The sequence below is a fragment of the Streptomyces sp. 147326 genome (assembly GCF_045000215.1).
Classification (GTDB): domain Bacteria; phylum Actinomycetota; class Actinomycetes; order Streptomycetales; family Streptomycetaceae; genus Streptomyces.
The window spans coordinates 7,181,117-7,195,410 of record NZ_CP134201.1 but is presented as its reverse complement, the minus strand read 5'-3'; the positions used below and the strand labels follow the sequence as shown (position 1 = coordinate 7,195,410).

Here is a 14,294-nt window from a genome sequence, read left to right as displayed (position 1 = left end):
GTGGCGAGGGCCCCTCGGGCGTTCCCGGCGGATCTAGTGGTGGGGGCCCGGGGTGTCCACGTCGTAGCCCGGGCAGTATTCGACGCCCGGTTCGGGGGCGACGGGCTCCCCCGTGTCGGCGTCCGTGCAGTAGGCGTTGAAGACGGCCGCGGCCGAGAGTGCGACGAGCCGGCCTCGGTCCAGGCGCCAGCCGTGGACCCGGTCGCGGTGGCCCTCGGTGGTGCTCCGCACCACCAGTCCCCCGGGTCCGCCCTGGGCGAGTCCGGCGGCCAGGACCGTCACGAAGTCGAGGCCTTCGCGGCCCTCGATACGTGGCGGGGTGTCCGGGTCTTCGGTGGTCTCGGCGTGGAGGACGGCGACGAGGTGTTCCGCCTCGGCCGGGATGCTGCAGACGAAGTGGTGGTGCCCGGGCCCGGCGCCGGCGAGGAGTCGTTTGAGCGCGTCGGAGGCGCGGTCGAAGGAGGCGTGGCCGATGTCCTCGCCGCAGTCCGCGCAGCGGCCGATTCCGGCGAGGAGGGTGGTGGCGTACTCCCAGGTGGCCTGGCGGACCGCCTCGTCGACGAGGAGCGGGACGATCTCGTCGACGGGCTGGCCGGTGTAGGGCAGGACGGCGCTGCTGCCGGCGAGCTCCGCGGTGAAGCGGGTGCGGGTCTCGGCCGTGTCGGGGTCGAGGCCGTGTTCCCCGCAGTATTCGGCGTACTCGTCGGGGTCGAAGAGGGCGACGGTGGTGTGGATGCCCCGGGCCGCGAGGGACCGGAGCAGGCCGTCGACGTGGCGGAGGTACTCGGCGTAGTCGGCGGGGTGGTCGAACGTGAAGCTGCGGTAGCCGCACATGGCCGCGAAGTCCCCGGCGTCGGCCAGCAGGCCGAGGGTGCTGGGGACTTCGCGGCGCAGCGTGCGGCGCCTGTCCGTGTCGTGGTCGTTCCTGCGTGGCATGGCTCCCCCTGAGTGATGCGATCTTCTGCTCACTCAAAGTAATCATTGCCACTGACAGTGACGGCGTCGGCAGTGTCAGCCGCGGGTGCGGGCCAGCTCCTCGTAGAAGTGGAGGAGGTCCAGGTTGTCCACGGAGCCCGGGTTGACCGCCTTGGCCAGGGGCGCGCCCTGGAGGAGGCGCTTGACCGGGACCTCGATGCGCTTGCCGGTGAGGGTGTGCGGGATGCCCGGGACCTCGATGATCTCGTCGGGGACGTGGCGCGGGGAGAGCTCCTCGCGGATCGTCGCCTTGATCCGGGCGCGCAGGTCCTCGTCGAGGGTGGCGCCGGGGGTGAGGTGCACGAAGAGCGGCATCCAGTAGCCGCCGTTCGGCTCCTCCAGCCCGATGATCAGGGACTCCTTGATCTCGGGGAGCCGCTCGACGGCCTCGTAGATGTCGGCGGAGCCCATCCGGACGCCCTGGCGGTTGAGGGTGGAGTCGGAGCGGCCGTGGATGATCACCGAGCCGTGGTCGGTGATCGTGATCCAGTCCCCGTGGCGCCAGACCCCCGGGAACATCTCGAAGTAGCTGTCGCGGTAGCGGCTGCCGTCGGGGTCGTTCCAGAAGTGGATCGGCATGGACGGCATGGGGTTGGTGACGACGAGCTCGCCGACCTCGCCGATGACGGGCTTGCCGGACGGGTCCCAGGACTGCAGGTCGGTGCCGAGGCAGGCGGCCTGGAGCTCGCCGATGTGGACGGGGAGCGTGGGGACCGCGCCGGCGAAGCAGCTGCAGACGTCGGTGCCGCCGCTGACGGAGGCGATCCAGAGGTCCTCGGCCACCTCGTCGTGGAGCCAGCGGAAGCCGTCGGGCGGGAGCGGGGAGCCGGTGGTGGCCACGCACTTCACGGCGGACAGGTCGAAGTCGCGCGCCGGGTGGACCTCTGCCTTGCGGCAGGCCATGACGTACGCGGCGGAGGTGCCGTAGAGGGTGGCCTTCGTCCGCTCGGCGATGCGCCACTGGGCGCCCGTGTCGGGGTAGCCGGGGCTGCCGTCGTAGAGGACGACCGTCGTGCCGGTGAGCAGTCCGGAGACGAGGAAGTTCCACATCATCCAGCCGGTGGAGGTGTACCAGAAGAACCGGTCCTCCGGCCCGAGGTCGCAGTGCAGGCCGAGCTGCTTGAGGTGTTCGAGGAGGATGCCGCCCTGCGACTGGACGATGGCCTTGGGCAGGCCCGTCGTACCGGAGGAGTAGAGCACCCAGAGGGGGTGGTCGAAGGGGACCGCCTCGAAGACGGGCGGAGTGTCGGCGGCGGTGAGGGCCGACCAGTCGAGGGCGCCCTCGGGGGCGGGCGTGCCGAGGAGCGGGATGTGGACGACCGCGCGCAGGGAGGGGAGCTCGGCGCGGAGTTCGGCGACGGTGTCGCGGCGGTCGTGCTCCTTGCCGCCGTAGCGGTAGCCGTCCACGGTGAACAGGACGACGGGCTCGACCTGCTGGAAGCGGTCGAGGACGCTGCGGGCGCCGAAGTCGGGTGCACAGGAGGTCCAGACGCCGCCGACGGCGGCGGTCGCGAGGAGGGCGACGGTGGCCTCGGGGATGTTGGGGAGGTAGCCGCTGACCCGGTCGCCGGGGCGTACGCCGAGGGCGCGCAGTTCGGCGGCGAGCGAGCCGACCTGGCGGCGGAGCTCGGCCCAGCTGACCGGGGTGACCTCGTGGGTCTCGTCCACGTACAGCAGGGCGGGGTCGCCGGCGCGGGCCGGGTCCTCGGCGGCGCGCAGGGCGTGCTCGGCGTAGTTGAGGGTGGCTCCGGTGAACCAGCGTGCGCCCGGCATGGAGCGGTCGGCGAGGACGGATTCGTACGGGGTGGTGAAGCGGACGTCGAACCATTCGGCGACGGCCTGCCAGAAGGTGTCGAGCTCGTCGACGGACCAGCTGTGCAGGGCGGGGTACCCCCCGTCGGCGGGGGCTCCGAAGCGGGTCGCGGCCCAGGCCTGGAAGGCGGTGATGCGGGCCGCGGCGATCCGGTCGGGGCCCGGCGCCCAGAGGGGTTCCGGCTGCGTGGCTGAGGTCATGGGTCGGCTCCCGGTCAAGTCTGCGGCTCGCGCTTCGTGTGCGTACGGTGCCATCGCGCGGGGGGTGTACGCGCGGCGGCTCACAGGGACGATGCCATGTGATCGACCGCTACACCAGGGCTGTCCTGGCCGGTCGGGTGACCTGCGGAAGGTGCCGCTCCCGGGTGAACGGCAGTTGAACGCGGTCCCCTCGGCCGGGGGCCGGTGGCAGGGTGATCTCCATGGACGGTCGTGATCTGGTGCGTGCGGTGAAGGACATCGGTACGGAGCGCGGGCGGCGCGCCTGGCGCGCGGCGTGGCGCCACCGGCGTGCGGACGCCGTGGGGCTCCCGCGCCGGGGCGCGGAACGGGCGCGCGTGCCGGGGCTGCTGACCGGTACGGAGCCCCGCCCGGGCGGGGGTGTACTGCGGTTCGCGCGCTCGGAGCTGCTGGTACGGGTCATGGCGGGCGGCGCGGTGTTCTGGGGGTGGGACGGGGCCGGGCCGACGCCCTCGTACGCGGTGGTGGGCGACGGGCCGGAGCCGGATCCGCGGGCCGTGCTGGAGCCGGACACCGGGGGCGGCTGGCGGGTGGTGTCGGAGCGGGTGACGGTGGCGGTGTCCCGGCACGGGGCGGTGGAGGTGCGCACCCCGGGCGGGACGGTGCTGCGGCGGGAGGCGCCGCCGCGATGGTGGGAGCCGGTGCCGGTGCCCCTCGCCGGGGAGGCGAGGAGTGGGGACGGGGCGCCCGGGGCCGGGACCGTCGGGGGCGGGACAGCCCGGGACGGGACCTCCGGGGACAGGGCCGTGGGGCACGGGACGGCCGGGGACGGGGCCGGCGGGCGCGGGGCCGTGGGGCACGGGACGGCCGCGGAGGGGGCCGACGGGCGCGGGGCCGTGGGGCACGGGACGGCCGCGGAGGGGGCCGACGGGCGCGGGGCCGTGGGGCACGGGACGGCCGCGGAGGGGGCCGACGGGCGCGGGGCCGTGGGGCACGGGACGGCCGCGGAGGGGGCCGACGGGCGCGGGGCCGTGGGGCACGGGACGGCCGCGGAGGGGGCCGACGGGCGCGGGGTGGTCGGAGGTGGGGTCTCCGGGGGCGCCTCGGTCGGGGGCGGAAGGGCTCCGGACGGGACCGGCGGGCGCGGGGGGCGGTGGGTGCAGCGCAGTGAGGTGGCGGCCGATGCGCGGTTCTTCGGGCTGGGCGGGCGGGCCGCCGGGCCGCGGCTGCGGGACGGGGCGTACCGGCTGTGGAACACGGACCCTAAGGGGGGCTTCGGGCCGGGTGTCGATCCGCTGTACCTGACGATGCCGGTACAGATGGTGGTCGCGGACGCGGGGACGCATCTTGTCTTCCACGACAACACCTGGGACGGACGGGTGGTGCTGCGGGAGGGCGAGGAGGGCGCGGGCTCGGGGGCGGACCGCCCCGGGGCGAGCGAACTGCGCATGGAGGGCGGGCCGCTGCGGTGCTGGGTGCTGGTGGGGACGCCGGCGCGGGTGCTGCAGGGCTGGTCGGCGCTGACGGGCGCGGCCGCGGTGCCGCCGGAGTGGGCGCTGGGGTACCAGCACGCGCGGTGGGGGTTCGGGAGCGCGGCGGAGGTGCGGCGGGTGGTCGAGGGGTACGCGTCGCGCGGGCTCGCGCTGTCGGCCGTACACCTGGACATCGACCACTACGACGGGCACCGGGTGTTCACGGTGGACGAGCGGGCCTTCCCCGATCTTCCGGGGCTGGCCCGGGAGTTGCGGGAGCAGGGGGTGCGGCTGGTCTCGATCGTGGATCCGGCGGTGAAGGCCGGGGACCCGGTGCACGTGTCGGGGCGTGCGGTGGGGGCGGCCGGTGCCTTCGTACGGGACGCGCGGGGCGAGGAGGTGCGCGGCGAGGTGTGGCCGGGCGAGTGCGCGTACCCCGACTTCACGGATCCGGCCGTACGGGAGTGGTGGGGCGGGCTGTACGAGGAGCGGCTCGCGCAGGGCTTCGCCGGTTTCTGGCACGACATGAACGAGCCGGTGTCCTTCGCGCCGTTCGGGGACGCCACGTTGCCGCGGTCGGCGCGGCACGCGATGGACGGGGCGGGCGGGGACCACCGCGCGGGGCACAACGTGTACGCGCTGGGAATGGCTCGGGCGGGGTGGGAGGGGCTGGTGCGGCTGCGGCCGGCCGAGCGGCCGTTCCTGTTCTCCCGGTCGGGCTGGGCGGGGATGCAGCGGTACGGGGGCACGTGGTCGGGTGATGTGGAGACCAGCTGGGAGGGGCTGCGGGCCTCGCTGGCGCTGGTGTTGGGGCTCGGGCTGTGCGGGGTGCCGTACTCGGGCCCGGACGTCGGCGGCTTCGGCGGTTCGCCGTCGCCGGAGTTGTACGTGCGGTGGCTGCAACTGGGCGCGTACCTGCCGCTGTTCCGAACCCACTCGGCGATCTGGGCGGGGCGGCGGGAGCCGTGGGCGTTCGGCCCCGAGGTGGCGGAGCAGGCGGCGGCGGTGATGGCGGAGCGGGAGCGGCTGCGGCCGTACTTCGTGACGCTGGCGCACCTGGCACGGCGGACGGGTGCCCCGTACGTACGGCCGGTGTGGTGGGGGGCGCCGGAGGAGCGGCGGCTGCGGGACTGCGAGGACGCGTTCCTGCTCGGCGACGCACTGCTGGTCGCGCCGGTGCTGGAGTGCGGGGCGGACCGGCGGGCGGTACGGCTGCCGCGGGGCCGGTGGTACGACACCGCGACCGGGACGGCGTACGAGGGCCCGGGCCAGATCCTGCTGGACGCCCCGCAGGGGCGGATCCCGGTGCTGGCCCGGGCGGGGGCCCTGCTGCCGGTCCGCTCCGCGGGGGGTGACGGGGTGACCTTGGAGGCCTGGGCGCCGGCGCGGGGGCGTACGGGGGGCGGGGTGGTGATCCGGGACCCGGGGCCGGGGTTCGAGGCGGGCACGGTCGAGCGGTACACCGTGCGGTGGGCCGGGGACGAGGTGGTGGTGGAGACGGAGGCGGGCGACTCCGTCGAGGGGGTCACCGTGCGGGGGCTGTAGGGCCTCGGCAGGCTCCGCGGCGGGCCCGCGGCCCCACAGGGTGGCTGGGCCGAGTGCGCGGGTGCCGGTGCCGGTGCGGGTGCGGGTGCCGGTGCGGGTGCCGGTGCGGGTGCCGGTGCGGGTGCCGCGCTTCAGACGCCGACGGGGCTGAATCGGGGGCTGAAGGCCTCCTACGCGCTGTACTTGCCCGCGAACCAGGCGGCGGCCGCCTGGGTGTGGAGGGGGAAGGCCAGGGGTGACGGGGTGTGCAGGATGTGCCAGCCCGTGGTTTCGTCCGTCGGCTTCGAGGTGGGGAGGTCGGCGGCGCGGCGGGGCGGGAGGAGGCCGAAGAGGAGGAGGTGGCCCGCCGGGGAGCTCAGGGCGTCGGCCAGGGTGACCTCGGAGGCCGGGGCCGTGATGCCGGTCTCCTCGCGGAGCTCGCGGACGACCGCGTCGCGCCAGTCCTCGCCGAAGTCGATGAAGCCGCCGGGGAGGGCGACGCCGCCGAGGGCCGGTTCGATGGTGCGGGTGATGACCACGAGGCCGGTTCCGTCAACGTCCTCCACGGGGAGGAGGGTGACGGCCACGGGGAGCGGGTTGCGGTAGGCGGTCGCCCCGCAGGCGGCGCAAGAGCGGGGCCACGCGTGGGTGGAGTAGGGCGCTCCGCAGGCGGAGCAGTGCGAGTCCTTCAGCTGTGCCGGCATCCGGCGATGGTATGCCAAGGGGTATGCGGATGACGGCGGTTGTGGGTGTGCTCGCGGTACTGGCCGGCGGGGCGGCGCCCTCCGGGCACGGGTACGGGCACGGGTACGGCCACGGATTCGTGGCGCTGCGCGAGGTGGATCCGAGCGTCCGGCAGGACATGCGGTACGCCGGTGCGCGGAATTTCACCGGTGGGGTGGTGGACGGGTACGAGGAGCCGGTGTGCCTGCTGGCCCGGCCCGCCGCCGAGGCGCTGCGGCGGGCGCAGCGGGGGCTGCTGCGGCGCGGGTATTCGCTGCGGGTGTACGACTGCTACCGGCCGCAGCGGGCGGTCGACCGGTTCGTGCGGTGGGCGCGGGAGGCGGACGGTCCGGACGACCGGGCGGCGAAGGCGGAGTTCTATCCGAACGTGGAACGGAACCGGCTGATTCCTGAGGGGTACATCGCGGAGAAGTCCGGGCACAGCCGCGGGAGCACGCTCGATGTGACCCTGGAGGAACTGTCGGGCCGGCAGGTGGACATGGCGACCGCCTTCGACTTCTTCGATCCGCTCTCGCACACCGATGATCCGCGGGTCACGGGTGCCGCCCGCGCCCATCGGAAGGTGCTGAAGGGGGCGCTGGCCGATCAGGGGTTCGTGAATCTTCCCGAGGAATGGTGGCACTTCACGTACAAGCCGGAGGCGTATCCGGACACGTATTTCGATTTCCCCGTCGCTGTCGCCTCCGTCCGCCCCTGAGTACCGTGCGCGCATGACTTTCAGCTCTCCCCCAGCTACCGCCGGGAGGGGCCCCCAGAGGAATTCTGGCCGTACTACGTCGCGATGCACTCCCGGGCCGCCACCCGCTGGATCCATCTCACCGGCACGCTCACGGGGCTCGCCCTGAGCGTCTACGGGTGGCGCGGGGCCGGAAGCGGTATCTGGCCGCGCTCCCCCTGATCGGGTACGGGACCGCCTGGCCGGCGCACTTCCTGATCGAGGGGAACAATCCGGCCACCTTCGGCCATCCGGGATGGTCGCTGCGCGGGGACGCGCAGATGATCCGGATGATGCTGGCCGGGCGGGACGCGGAGCTGGGCGAGATCGCCCGGAAGTGGCTCGCCGAGAACCCGTGCCAGGGATGCCCGCCCGTGACAGACTCCTGACGATCCGTCAGAAGTCTGGCTAGGGAGGGATCTTGGCACGCACACGCACACCCGTCGTGAACGGGTGGTTCACCGAGGACGGTCCGGACGGCGGCTTCCGGCTGCTCGGCACCCGCTGCTCGGCCTGCACCGCGGTGTTCTTCCCGCGCGAGGACGCGTACTGCCGCAATCCGCACTGCACGGGGAACGGCGAGCTCACCGAGGTGCCCCTGTCCCCGCGGGGCCGGGTCTGGTCCTGCACCGACGGGCGCTACCGGCCGCCCGCCCCGTACGTCTCCGACCCCGACGTGCCCTGGGAGCCGTACACACTGGTCGCGGTGGAGCTGGAAACAGAGGGGATGGTCGTGCTGGGGCAGGCGGCGCCCGGGGTGGGGGTCGCCGATCTGGCGGTCGGGACGGAGGTCGAGGTGGTGGGCGGCGTGCTGAACGAGGACGCCGAAACCGTCTGGACCACCTGGCGGTTCAAGCCGGTGGGAGGGGCCGCATGAGCACCGACATCGCCGTCCTCGGGGCCGGAATGCACCCCTGGGGCAAATGGGGCCGCAGCTTCGTCGAGTACGGCCGGACCGCCGCGCGGGCGGCGCTCGCGGACGCCGGACTGGACTGGACGGACGTGCAGTCGATCGTCGGCGCCGACACCGTGCGCTCGGGCTACCCGGGCTACGTGGCCGGTGCCACCTTCGCGCAGGCCCTCGGCTGGCAGGGCGCACGGGTGACCAGCGTGTACGCGGCCTGCGCCTCCGGGGCGCAGGCGATCGGCGCGGCCCGCGCGCAGATCCTGGCGGGCCTGGCCGACGTGGTCCTGGTCGTCGGTGCGGACGCGGCGCCCAAGGGGTTCTTCGCCCCGGCGGGCGGCGACCGGCCGGACGATCCGGACTGGCTCCGCTTCCGCGTGCTGGGAGCCACCAACCCGGCGTACTTCGCGCTGTACGCCCGGCGCCGGATGGCCGTCCACGGGGACACCCCGGAGGACTTCGCCCAGGTCAAGGTGAAGAACGCGGCGGCCGGGGTGCTCAACCCGTACGCCCGTTACCGCAAGAGCGTGAGCGCCGAGGAGGTCGCGGCCTCCGCGGTGGTCGCCGATCCGCTCCGGCTGCTCGACATCTGCGCCACCTCCGACGGGGGCGCGGCGCTGGTGCTGAGCAGCATGGACTTCGCGCGTTCGCGCGGGGTGGCCGATCCGGTGCGGATCCGGGCGGTGTCCACGGTGACGCCCACGTATCCGCGGACGGTGCTGGACCTGCCGGACATCGCGACCGACTCGGCGGTGGCCGTGAACCCGGCGGCCGGATCCTTCCGGTCGTCGATCGCGCGCGCCGCGTACGAGGAGGCGGGGCTGGGTCCGGACGATCTCTCGCTCGCCGAGGTGTACGACCTCTCCACCGCCCTCGAACTGGAGTGGTACGAGGACATCGGGCTGTGCGGGGAGGGCGAGGGGGCGAAGCTCGTCCGGGAGGGCGCGACCGCGCTGGGCGGCCGGATCCCGGTCAACACCAGTGGCGGGCTGGCCTCCTTCGGGGAGGCGGTGCCGGCGCAGGCCATCGCGCAGGTGTGCGAGCTGACGTGGCAGCTGCGCGGGACGGCCGGGGACCGGCAGGTGCCGGGCGCGAGGGCCGGGATCACGGCCAATCAGGGGCTGTTCGGGCACGGCTCGGCCGTCGTCGCCGTGCGCTGAACGGCTCGGGTTGTCCGAACGCTTGACGACCCCCTGCGGCAGGTTCACACTCGCTCCACAGTCCCGCTCCGCGACCGGGACCCCGAACCCCCCGTGAGAGCTGCGGCCCGTACCCCAGTCGGCGGGGGTACGGGTCGCCTCCATGCCGGGGCCGTCGTACGGACGCCGGCGCCGGGCCCCTGGTACGGGCGCCACGCCGGCCGCCCGTCAGGCCCCCGCGGACAGGCTCCGGCGCCGCTCGCGCGCCAGGGACATCGCGTGTTCCACGACCCCCACCAGCACGTCCTTCACGGATTCCCGGTCCCGTGCGTCGCAGAGCAGCACGGGTACCCCGGGGTCGAGGTCGAGTGCCGTCCGTACGGTCACCACGGGGTGCCGGTCGGCGCCGTCGAAGCAGTTGACGGCGACCACGAACGGGATCCCGCGCCGTTCGAAGTAGTCGACGGCCGCGAAGCAGTCGGCGAGGCGGCGGGTGTCGGCGAGGACCACGGCGCCGAGCGCGCCCTGGGCCAGCTCGTCCCACAGGAACCAGAAGCGGTCCTGTCCGGGCGTGCCGAACAGGTACAGCACCAGGTCCTCGCGGAGCGTGATGCGCCCGAAGTCCATGGCCACGGTCGTGGTGCTCTTGCCCTCCACTCCCCCGGTGTCGTCGACACCGACGCCCGGCTCGGAGAGCCGCTCCTCGGTCCGCAGCGGTCTGATCTCGCTCACCGCACTCACCAGGGTGGTCTTGCCCACCCCGAAGCCGCCCGCGACCAGGATCTTCAAGGTCAGCGGTTCGACCGGCGACACCGCGTGCATGGCACCGGTGCGGCTAAAGCGCCCGAAGGCCATCGATCACCTCACGCAGAATGGATTCATCGGGCAGTTCGGCCGGTGGTACCGGCCTGGTCACATGGACCAGTTCCTCGTCGACCAGGTCGCCGATGAGGACGCGTACGACCCCGACCGCGAGGTCGAGGTCGGCCGCGAGTTCGGCGACCGACTGCGGCCGGCCCCGGCACAGCCCGAGGATGTGGGCGTGTTCCGGGGAGAGGGTCATGTCCCAGACCGGATCGTCGGCCGCCGCTTCGGCGACGACGAGCGCGATCAGGTCGAGGCGGTGCTGACCCGCATGGCTGGTCCGGCCGCGGGTCATGGCGTACGGGCGTACGACGGGACCCGCGTCGTCGTCGAACCAGTGCGCGTGGTCGGGGCCGTCGGCCGAAGGGTCGACGGGGAAGCCGATTCCGGCGGCGATGTCGGTGTCGGTGGAGTGGTCCTGGCCTGAATCGCTCATGCCGTACGACTCACCCTCCGGCTGGCAGCCCGGTGCGCGGGGCGGTCGCCAGGTGGTCGCCCACTCGCTTGACCATCAGCGTCATCTCGTACGCGACCTGCCCGACGTCGGAGTCCGCGTCGGCCAGCACGGCCAGGCAGCTGCCGTCGCCCGCGGCCATGACGAAGAGGAAGGCCTCGTCGAGTTCGACCACGGTCTGGCGGACCCGGCCGGAGTCGAAGTGCCGGCCGACGCCCTTGGCCAGGCTGTGGAAACCGGAGGCCACGGCCGCCAGGTGCTCGCTGTCCTCGCGGGTCAGGTCCTTGGAGCTGCCGGTGGGCAGGCCGTCGCCGGAGAGGACCACCGCCTTGCGGATGGAGCCGACCCGGTCGACGAGCTCGTCGAGGAGCCAGTTGAGCGGGCCGGAGCCGCGGCCCCTGGTGTCGTTGCCGGTCTGCGGTGCGGTCATCGACCGTCCCCTTCGTTCTCGTATCCGGGACCGTCGGCGGCGGATGTGCCTGCCTCGGTCCCGGGCTGCGGTGCGTGCTGGTTGCGGCCCGCCGTCCAGCCACGCTGGAGTGCGGACATGCGCGTACGTACGTCTTCCGCGTCGCGGTCGGCCGCCTGGTCAGTGGCGGCTTCGGCGGGTGCGGCGGACGGGCTCTTCTTGAGCTGGGGTGCCAGGCTGGCCTGGCGGACCCGGCGGGGCAGCCCGCCGGTGCCCGGGCCGGGTGCGGGGTCCGTGTCACCGGATCCGGCCGCCGGGGCGGGGGTGGGCTGCGGGACCACCGACACCGGGCGTTCCACCCGGCGGCCGTGATCGGCGACCAGCGTCGGGGCGGGGCGGCGGCGCGGCAGCGGTACGGCTCCCTGGGTGCGGGGGGCGTCCGGTCGTGAGGCCTCCACGCGCTGGGTCTCCAGCCGGACGGGGCCGGTGGGGGTGAGCGATTCGCGGTCGCGGTCGTTCTTGCGGGCGCCGTTGCGCTCGGCGTGCCGGTCGGTGTGCGGCCGGTCCGCCGGGCGCAGGCCCAGCAGGGCGCTGCGCGGGGTGCCGTTCGGCGGGGTCTCGTCGTCGAGGGTGGCCATGACGGGGCGGCCGACGGCGCCGGGGCGGCCCGTGATTGCGGCGGTGGCGTCGTCCAGGACTGCGGGGTCGTCGAGTCCGTCCAGCGGGTCCAGGCCGCGGCCCACGAGCGGGGCCTCCAGCTCGACCGGGCCGCGCAGTTCGGCGGCGGGCAGCGGGCGGCCGGACGGGGCGCGCTCCACGGCGGCGGGCGCGGGCCGCTCGGACGTCGTCCGGCCGGCGTGGCCGGCCTTCGCGGGCGAGGCGGCCCGTACGGGCTTGGCGACCGCCCGGGCGCCGTCGAGGCGCACGCCGTTGCCGTTGGTCTCGGGGGCCTCGGTGAGCAGGGCCACGGGGAGGAAGACCACCGCGGTGGTGCCCCCGTACGGGCTGGGCTGGAGGACGACCTTGACGCTGTGGCGCTGCGCGAGGCGGCTGACGACGAACAGGCCGAGGCGGTCGGTGTCGGAGAGTTCGAACTCGGGGGTCTCGGCGAGCCGGAGGTTCGCGTCGAGCAGTGCCTCCGGGGTCATGCCGAGGCCGCGGTCGTGGATCTCCAGGGTGAAGCCGTTGGCCACGCGCTCGCCGTGCACCTGGACGGCGGTGTGCGGCGGGGAGAACACCGTGGCGTTCTCCAGGAGTTCGGCGATGAGGTGGGTGATGTCGGCGACGGCGGGGCCGACGATGCCCAGGCGCGTGAGGCGGCGCACCTCTATTCGCTCGTAGTCCTCGACCTCGGCGACGGCGGCCCGTACGACGTCCATCAGCTGGACGGGCTTGCGCCACTGGCGGGAGGGCGCGGCGCCGGAGAGGATCACCAGGCCCTCGGCGTGGCGGCGCATGCGGGTGGTCATGTGGTCGAGGCGGAAGAGGTCGGCGAGCTCCTCGGTGTCCTCGGTACGGCGTTCCATGGTGTCGAGGAGCGTCAGCTGGCGGTGCAGCAGCACCTGGTTGCGGCGGGCCAGGTTGACGAACACCTCGGAGACACCGCGCCGCAGGTCGGCCTGCTTGACGGCGGCCTCGACCGCGGCGCGCTGGAGGGTGTTGAGGGCCTGGCCGACCTGGCCGACCTCGTCCTTCTCGTATTCGAGGTGGGGCGCCTCGGTCTCCACGTCCACCGGCTCGCCGGCGGCGAGGCGGCGCATCACGCTGGGCAGCCGGACGCCGGAGGCCTCGTGGGCCTCCTTGCGCAGCCGGGACAGGTCGCGGACGAGGTCGCGGCCGATGCGGACGGAGAGCACCAGGGACACGATGAGGGCGATGAAGCCGAGCACACCGGCGGCGGCGGCCTGGATCATGACGTCCATGGCGACGGGTTCGATGCGCTGCTGGTAGCGGTCGCCCGCGGCCGTGTTCATGGCTGCCAGGTCTTCGAGGGCCTTGGCGGCGGCCTCGTCCCACTGGGCGGGGGTGACGCTGCGCGGCTTGTTGACCGCGCCGCCCGCGATGAACCGTTCTTCGGCATCGCGCAGGGGCTTGGTCTGAGGGTCCTTCCAGTACTGCTCGAAGAGTTCCCGGTCGCCGGCGGGAAGGGTCACGAGGTTGAACTCGTAGAGCAGCGAGCGGTTGGCGGCGTAGTCGGAGACGTGGCGCACGTCGGGTGCGGTGACGTTGCGCGCGGCGAGGGCGGAGGCGACGACGGCGTCCTCGCGGGAGAGCAGCTCACGGGCGCGGCTGATGCCGACGAGGGCGCGGCCCTCCTTGTCGACCTCCACGTTGTCCAGGCCGTGGAGGTTCATGAGGAAGTCGTAGCAGGGGTCGACCAGCCGGTTGTAGAGCTCCAGGGCCTGGGTGGGGTCCAAGGCGTTCTGGTCGACGGAGCGGCGCATGGCACCGATGCCCTGGAAGGCGCCGACGATGGAGCGCAGGCGCTGGGCGCTCTGCGAGCTCAGCTCGTCGATGACCTTGGGGTCGCGTGCGCTGACGCTGATGCGCTCGACGGCCTCGTCGGTTTCGGCGCGGCGCTTGGTGAGTTCGGCGGTGGCCGTGGCGGCCCGCGGGTCGCCGAGGACGACGAGGGTCTGGCGCCGTTCCTTCTGGATGACGCGGACGACGTCCTCGACGGGGTAGCCGACCTTGTCGATCACGTAGGCCACGTCGAAGAGTTGGATCGCCTGCCGGCCGGTGATGACCGTGGCGAAGCCCCAGAGCGCGGTCAGGGAGACGAGCGGCACAAGGAGCAACGCCACGATCTTCCGGCGGATGGACTTTCCGCGAAAGCGCATGGCCTCCCCAGCCTCCCCCAGGTCAACCCCGTTACCGGGGGTCGGTGTTCCGTCATTTAAACGGCGTGAGCCTACTACTGCTCTGGAGCAGGTTCGAAGGCGTGTCCGGACGTTTTCGGCCGGACCCCCGGACGAAGATCACCAGTTGTCCGACACTTCCGGTCAAGAGCGGCCCGATATGTGGCAGATGACACTTGGTGGGGCGTCAGTTCCTGCAACCTGATGGATGGCTGGAATTGTTCGTTCCGCGATCATCGGGGCG

At 73.6% G+C, this 14,294-nt stretch carries 11 protein-coding genes and 1 pseudogene; 5 read left to right on the top strand and 7 right to left on the bottom strand.

The features are described 5' to 3' along the window. Positions 1 to 33 precede the first annotated feature (33 nt). Both RIU97_RS33070 and RIU97_RS33065 read right to left on the bottom strand, forming a co-directional pair. Positions 34 to 936 (bottom strand): hypothetical protein, encoded by a 903-nt coding sequence (locus RIU97_RS33070; RefSeq protein ID WP_404961192.1) that lies wholly within the window; start codon positions 934 to 936, stop codon positions 34 to 36. Positions 937 to 1,011: 75 nt separating this feature from the next. Further along, the gene (locus RIU97_RS33065; protein ID WP_404961191.1) at positions 1,012 to 2,988 is read right to left on the bottom strand and encodes an acetoacetate--CoA ligase; all 1,977 of its coding nucleotides are present in this window, start codon (positions 2,986 to 2,988) and stop codon (positions 1,012 to 1,014) included. Positions 2,989 to 3,209: 221 nt separating this feature from the next. On the opposite strand from RIU97_RS33065, the gene RIU97_RS33060 reads away from it, so the two are divergent. Continuing rightward, positions 3,210 to 5,984, top strand: a complete 2,775-nt coding sequence (locus tag RIU97_RS33060; protein WP_404961190.1) for a glycoside hydrolase family 31 protein — start codon at positions 3,210 to 3,212, stop codon at positions 5,982 to 5,984. Positions 5,985 to 6,154: 170 nt separating this feature from the next. On the opposite strand, the gene RIU97_RS33055 is transcribed toward RIU97_RS33060, so the two are convergent. Next, positions 6,155 to 6,667 carry an NUDIX domain-containing protein gene (locus RIU97_RS33055; RefSeq protein WP_404961189.1) on the bottom strand — a complete coding sequence of 171 codons (513 nt, stop codon included), beginning with the start codon at positions 6,665 to 6,667 and terminating at the stop codon, positions 6,155 to 6,157. Between the two features lie 29 nt (positions 6,668 to 6,696). On the opposite strand from RIU97_RS33055, the gene RIU97_RS33050 reads away from it, so the two are divergent. The 4 genes and pseudogenes from RIU97_RS33050 to RIU97_RS33035 all read left to right on the top strand — a co-directional run bounded on the left by RIU97_RS33050 (position 6,697) and on the right by RIU97_RS33035 (position 9,486). Then, positions 6,697 to 7,404 carry a M15 family metallopeptidase gene (locus tag RIU97_RS33050; protein ID WP_404961188.1) on the top strand — a complete coding sequence of 236 codons (708 nt, stop codon included), beginning with the start codon at positions 6,697 to 6,699 and terminating at the stop codon, positions 7,402 to 7,404. An 84-nt stretch (positions 7,405 to 7,488) separates the two neighbouring features. Then, positions 7,489 to 7,811, top strand: a pseudogene (locus RIU97_RS33045) (Mpo1-like protein). 32 nt (positions 7,812 to 7,843) lie between these two features. Further along, positions 7,844 to 8,299 carry a Zn-ribbon domain-containing OB-fold protein gene (locus RIU97_RS33040; protein ID WP_404961187.1) on the top strand — a complete coding sequence of 152 codons (456 nt, stop codon included), beginning with the start codon at positions 7,844 to 7,846 and terminating at the stop codon, positions 8,297 to 8,299. Beyond that, the gene (locus RIU97_RS33035) at positions 8,296 to 9,486 is read left to right on the top strand and encodes a lipid-transfer protein (protein WP_404961186.1); all 1,191 of its coding nucleotides are present in this window, start codon (positions 8,296 to 8,298) and stop codon (positions 9,484 to 9,486) included. Before RIU97_RS33040 ends, RIU97_RS33035 begins: the two co-directional genes overlap by 4 nt. 207 nt (positions 9,487 to 9,693) lie before the next feature. Here the strand turns inward: RIU97_RS33035 and RIU97_RS33030 are convergent, their stop codons facing one another. The 4 genes from RIU97_RS33030 to RIU97_RS33015 are packed head-to-tail and all read right to left on the bottom strand — an operon-like array spanning position 9,694 to position 14,032. Further along, on the bottom strand, positions 9,694 to 10,320 hold the full coding sequence (locus RIU97_RS33030; RefSeq protein ID WP_030706636.1) for an ATP/GTP-binding protein: 627 nt from the start codon (positions 10,318 to 10,320) through the stop codon (positions 9,694 to 9,696). Beyond that, the gene (locus tag RIU97_RS33025; protein WP_319734258.1) at positions 10,301 to 10,765 is read right to left on the bottom strand and encodes a DUF742 domain-containing protein; all 465 of its coding nucleotides are present in this window, start codon (positions 10,763 to 10,765) and stop codon (positions 10,301 to 10,303) included. The genes RIU97_RS33030 and RIU97_RS33025 overlap by 20 nt, the downstream gene beginning before the upstream one ends. A 10-nt stretch (positions 10,766 to 10,775) precedes the next feature. Continuing rightward, a complete protein-coding gene (locus RIU97_RS33020) occupies positions 10,776 to 11,213 on the bottom strand; it encodes a roadblock/LC7 domain-containing protein (RefSeq protein WP_030016314.1) in 438 nt (145 codons plus the stop codon). Next, positions 11,210 to 14,032, bottom strand: coding sequence for a nitrate- and nitrite sensing domain-containing protein (locus tag RIU97_RS33015; RefSeq protein WP_404961185.1), 2,823 nt, complete (start codon positions 14,030 to 14,032; stop codon positions 11,210 to 11,212). Before RIU97_RS33015 ends, RIU97_RS33020 begins: the two co-directional genes overlap by 4 nt. Between the last annotated feature and the right edge of the window lie 262 nt (positions 14,033 to 14,294).

Bases quoted from the DNA above. Each gene is read 5' to 3' on its own strand.
- RIU97_RS33035 (WP_404961186.1), top strand. From the start codon at position 8,296: ATGAGCACCGACATCGCCGTCCTCGGGGCCGGAATGCACCCCTGGGGC.
- RIU97_RS33015 (WP_404961185.1), bottom strand. From the start codon at position 14,032: ATGCGCTTTCGCGGAAAGTCCATCCGCCGGAAGATCGTGGCGTTGCTC.
- RIU97_RS33030 (WP_030706636.1), bottom strand. From the start codon at position 10,320: ATGGCCTTCGGGCGCTTTAGCCGCACCGGTGCCATGCACGCGGTGTCG.
- RIU97_RS33025 (WP_319734258.1), bottom strand. From the start codon at position 10,765: ATGAGCGATTCAGGCCAGGACCACTCCACCGACACCGACATCGCCGCC.
- RIU97_RS33070 (WP_404961192.1), bottom strand. From the start codon at position 936: ATGCCACGCAGGAACGACCACGACACGGACAGGCGCCGCACGCTGCGC.
- RIU97_RS33060 (WP_404961190.1), top strand. From the start codon at position 3,210: ATGGACGGTCGTGATCTGGTGCGTGCGGTGAAGGACATCGGTACGGAG.
- RIU97_RS33055 (WP_404961189.1), bottom strand. From the start codon at position 6,667: ATGCCGGCACAGCTGAAGGACTCGCACTGCTCCGCCTGCGGAGCGCCC.
- RIU97_RS33050 (WP_404961188.1), top strand. From the start codon at position 6,697: ATGACGGCGGTTGTGGGTGTGCTCGCGGTACTGGCCGGCGGGGCGGCG.
- RIU97_RS33020 (WP_030016314.1), bottom strand. From the start codon at position 11,213: ATGACCGCACCGCAGACCGGCAACGACACCAGGGGCCGCGGCTCCGGC.
- RIU97_RS33065 (WP_404961191.1), bottom strand. From the start codon at position 2,988: ATGACCTCAGCCACGCAGCCGGAACCCCTCTGGGCGCCGGGCCCCGAC.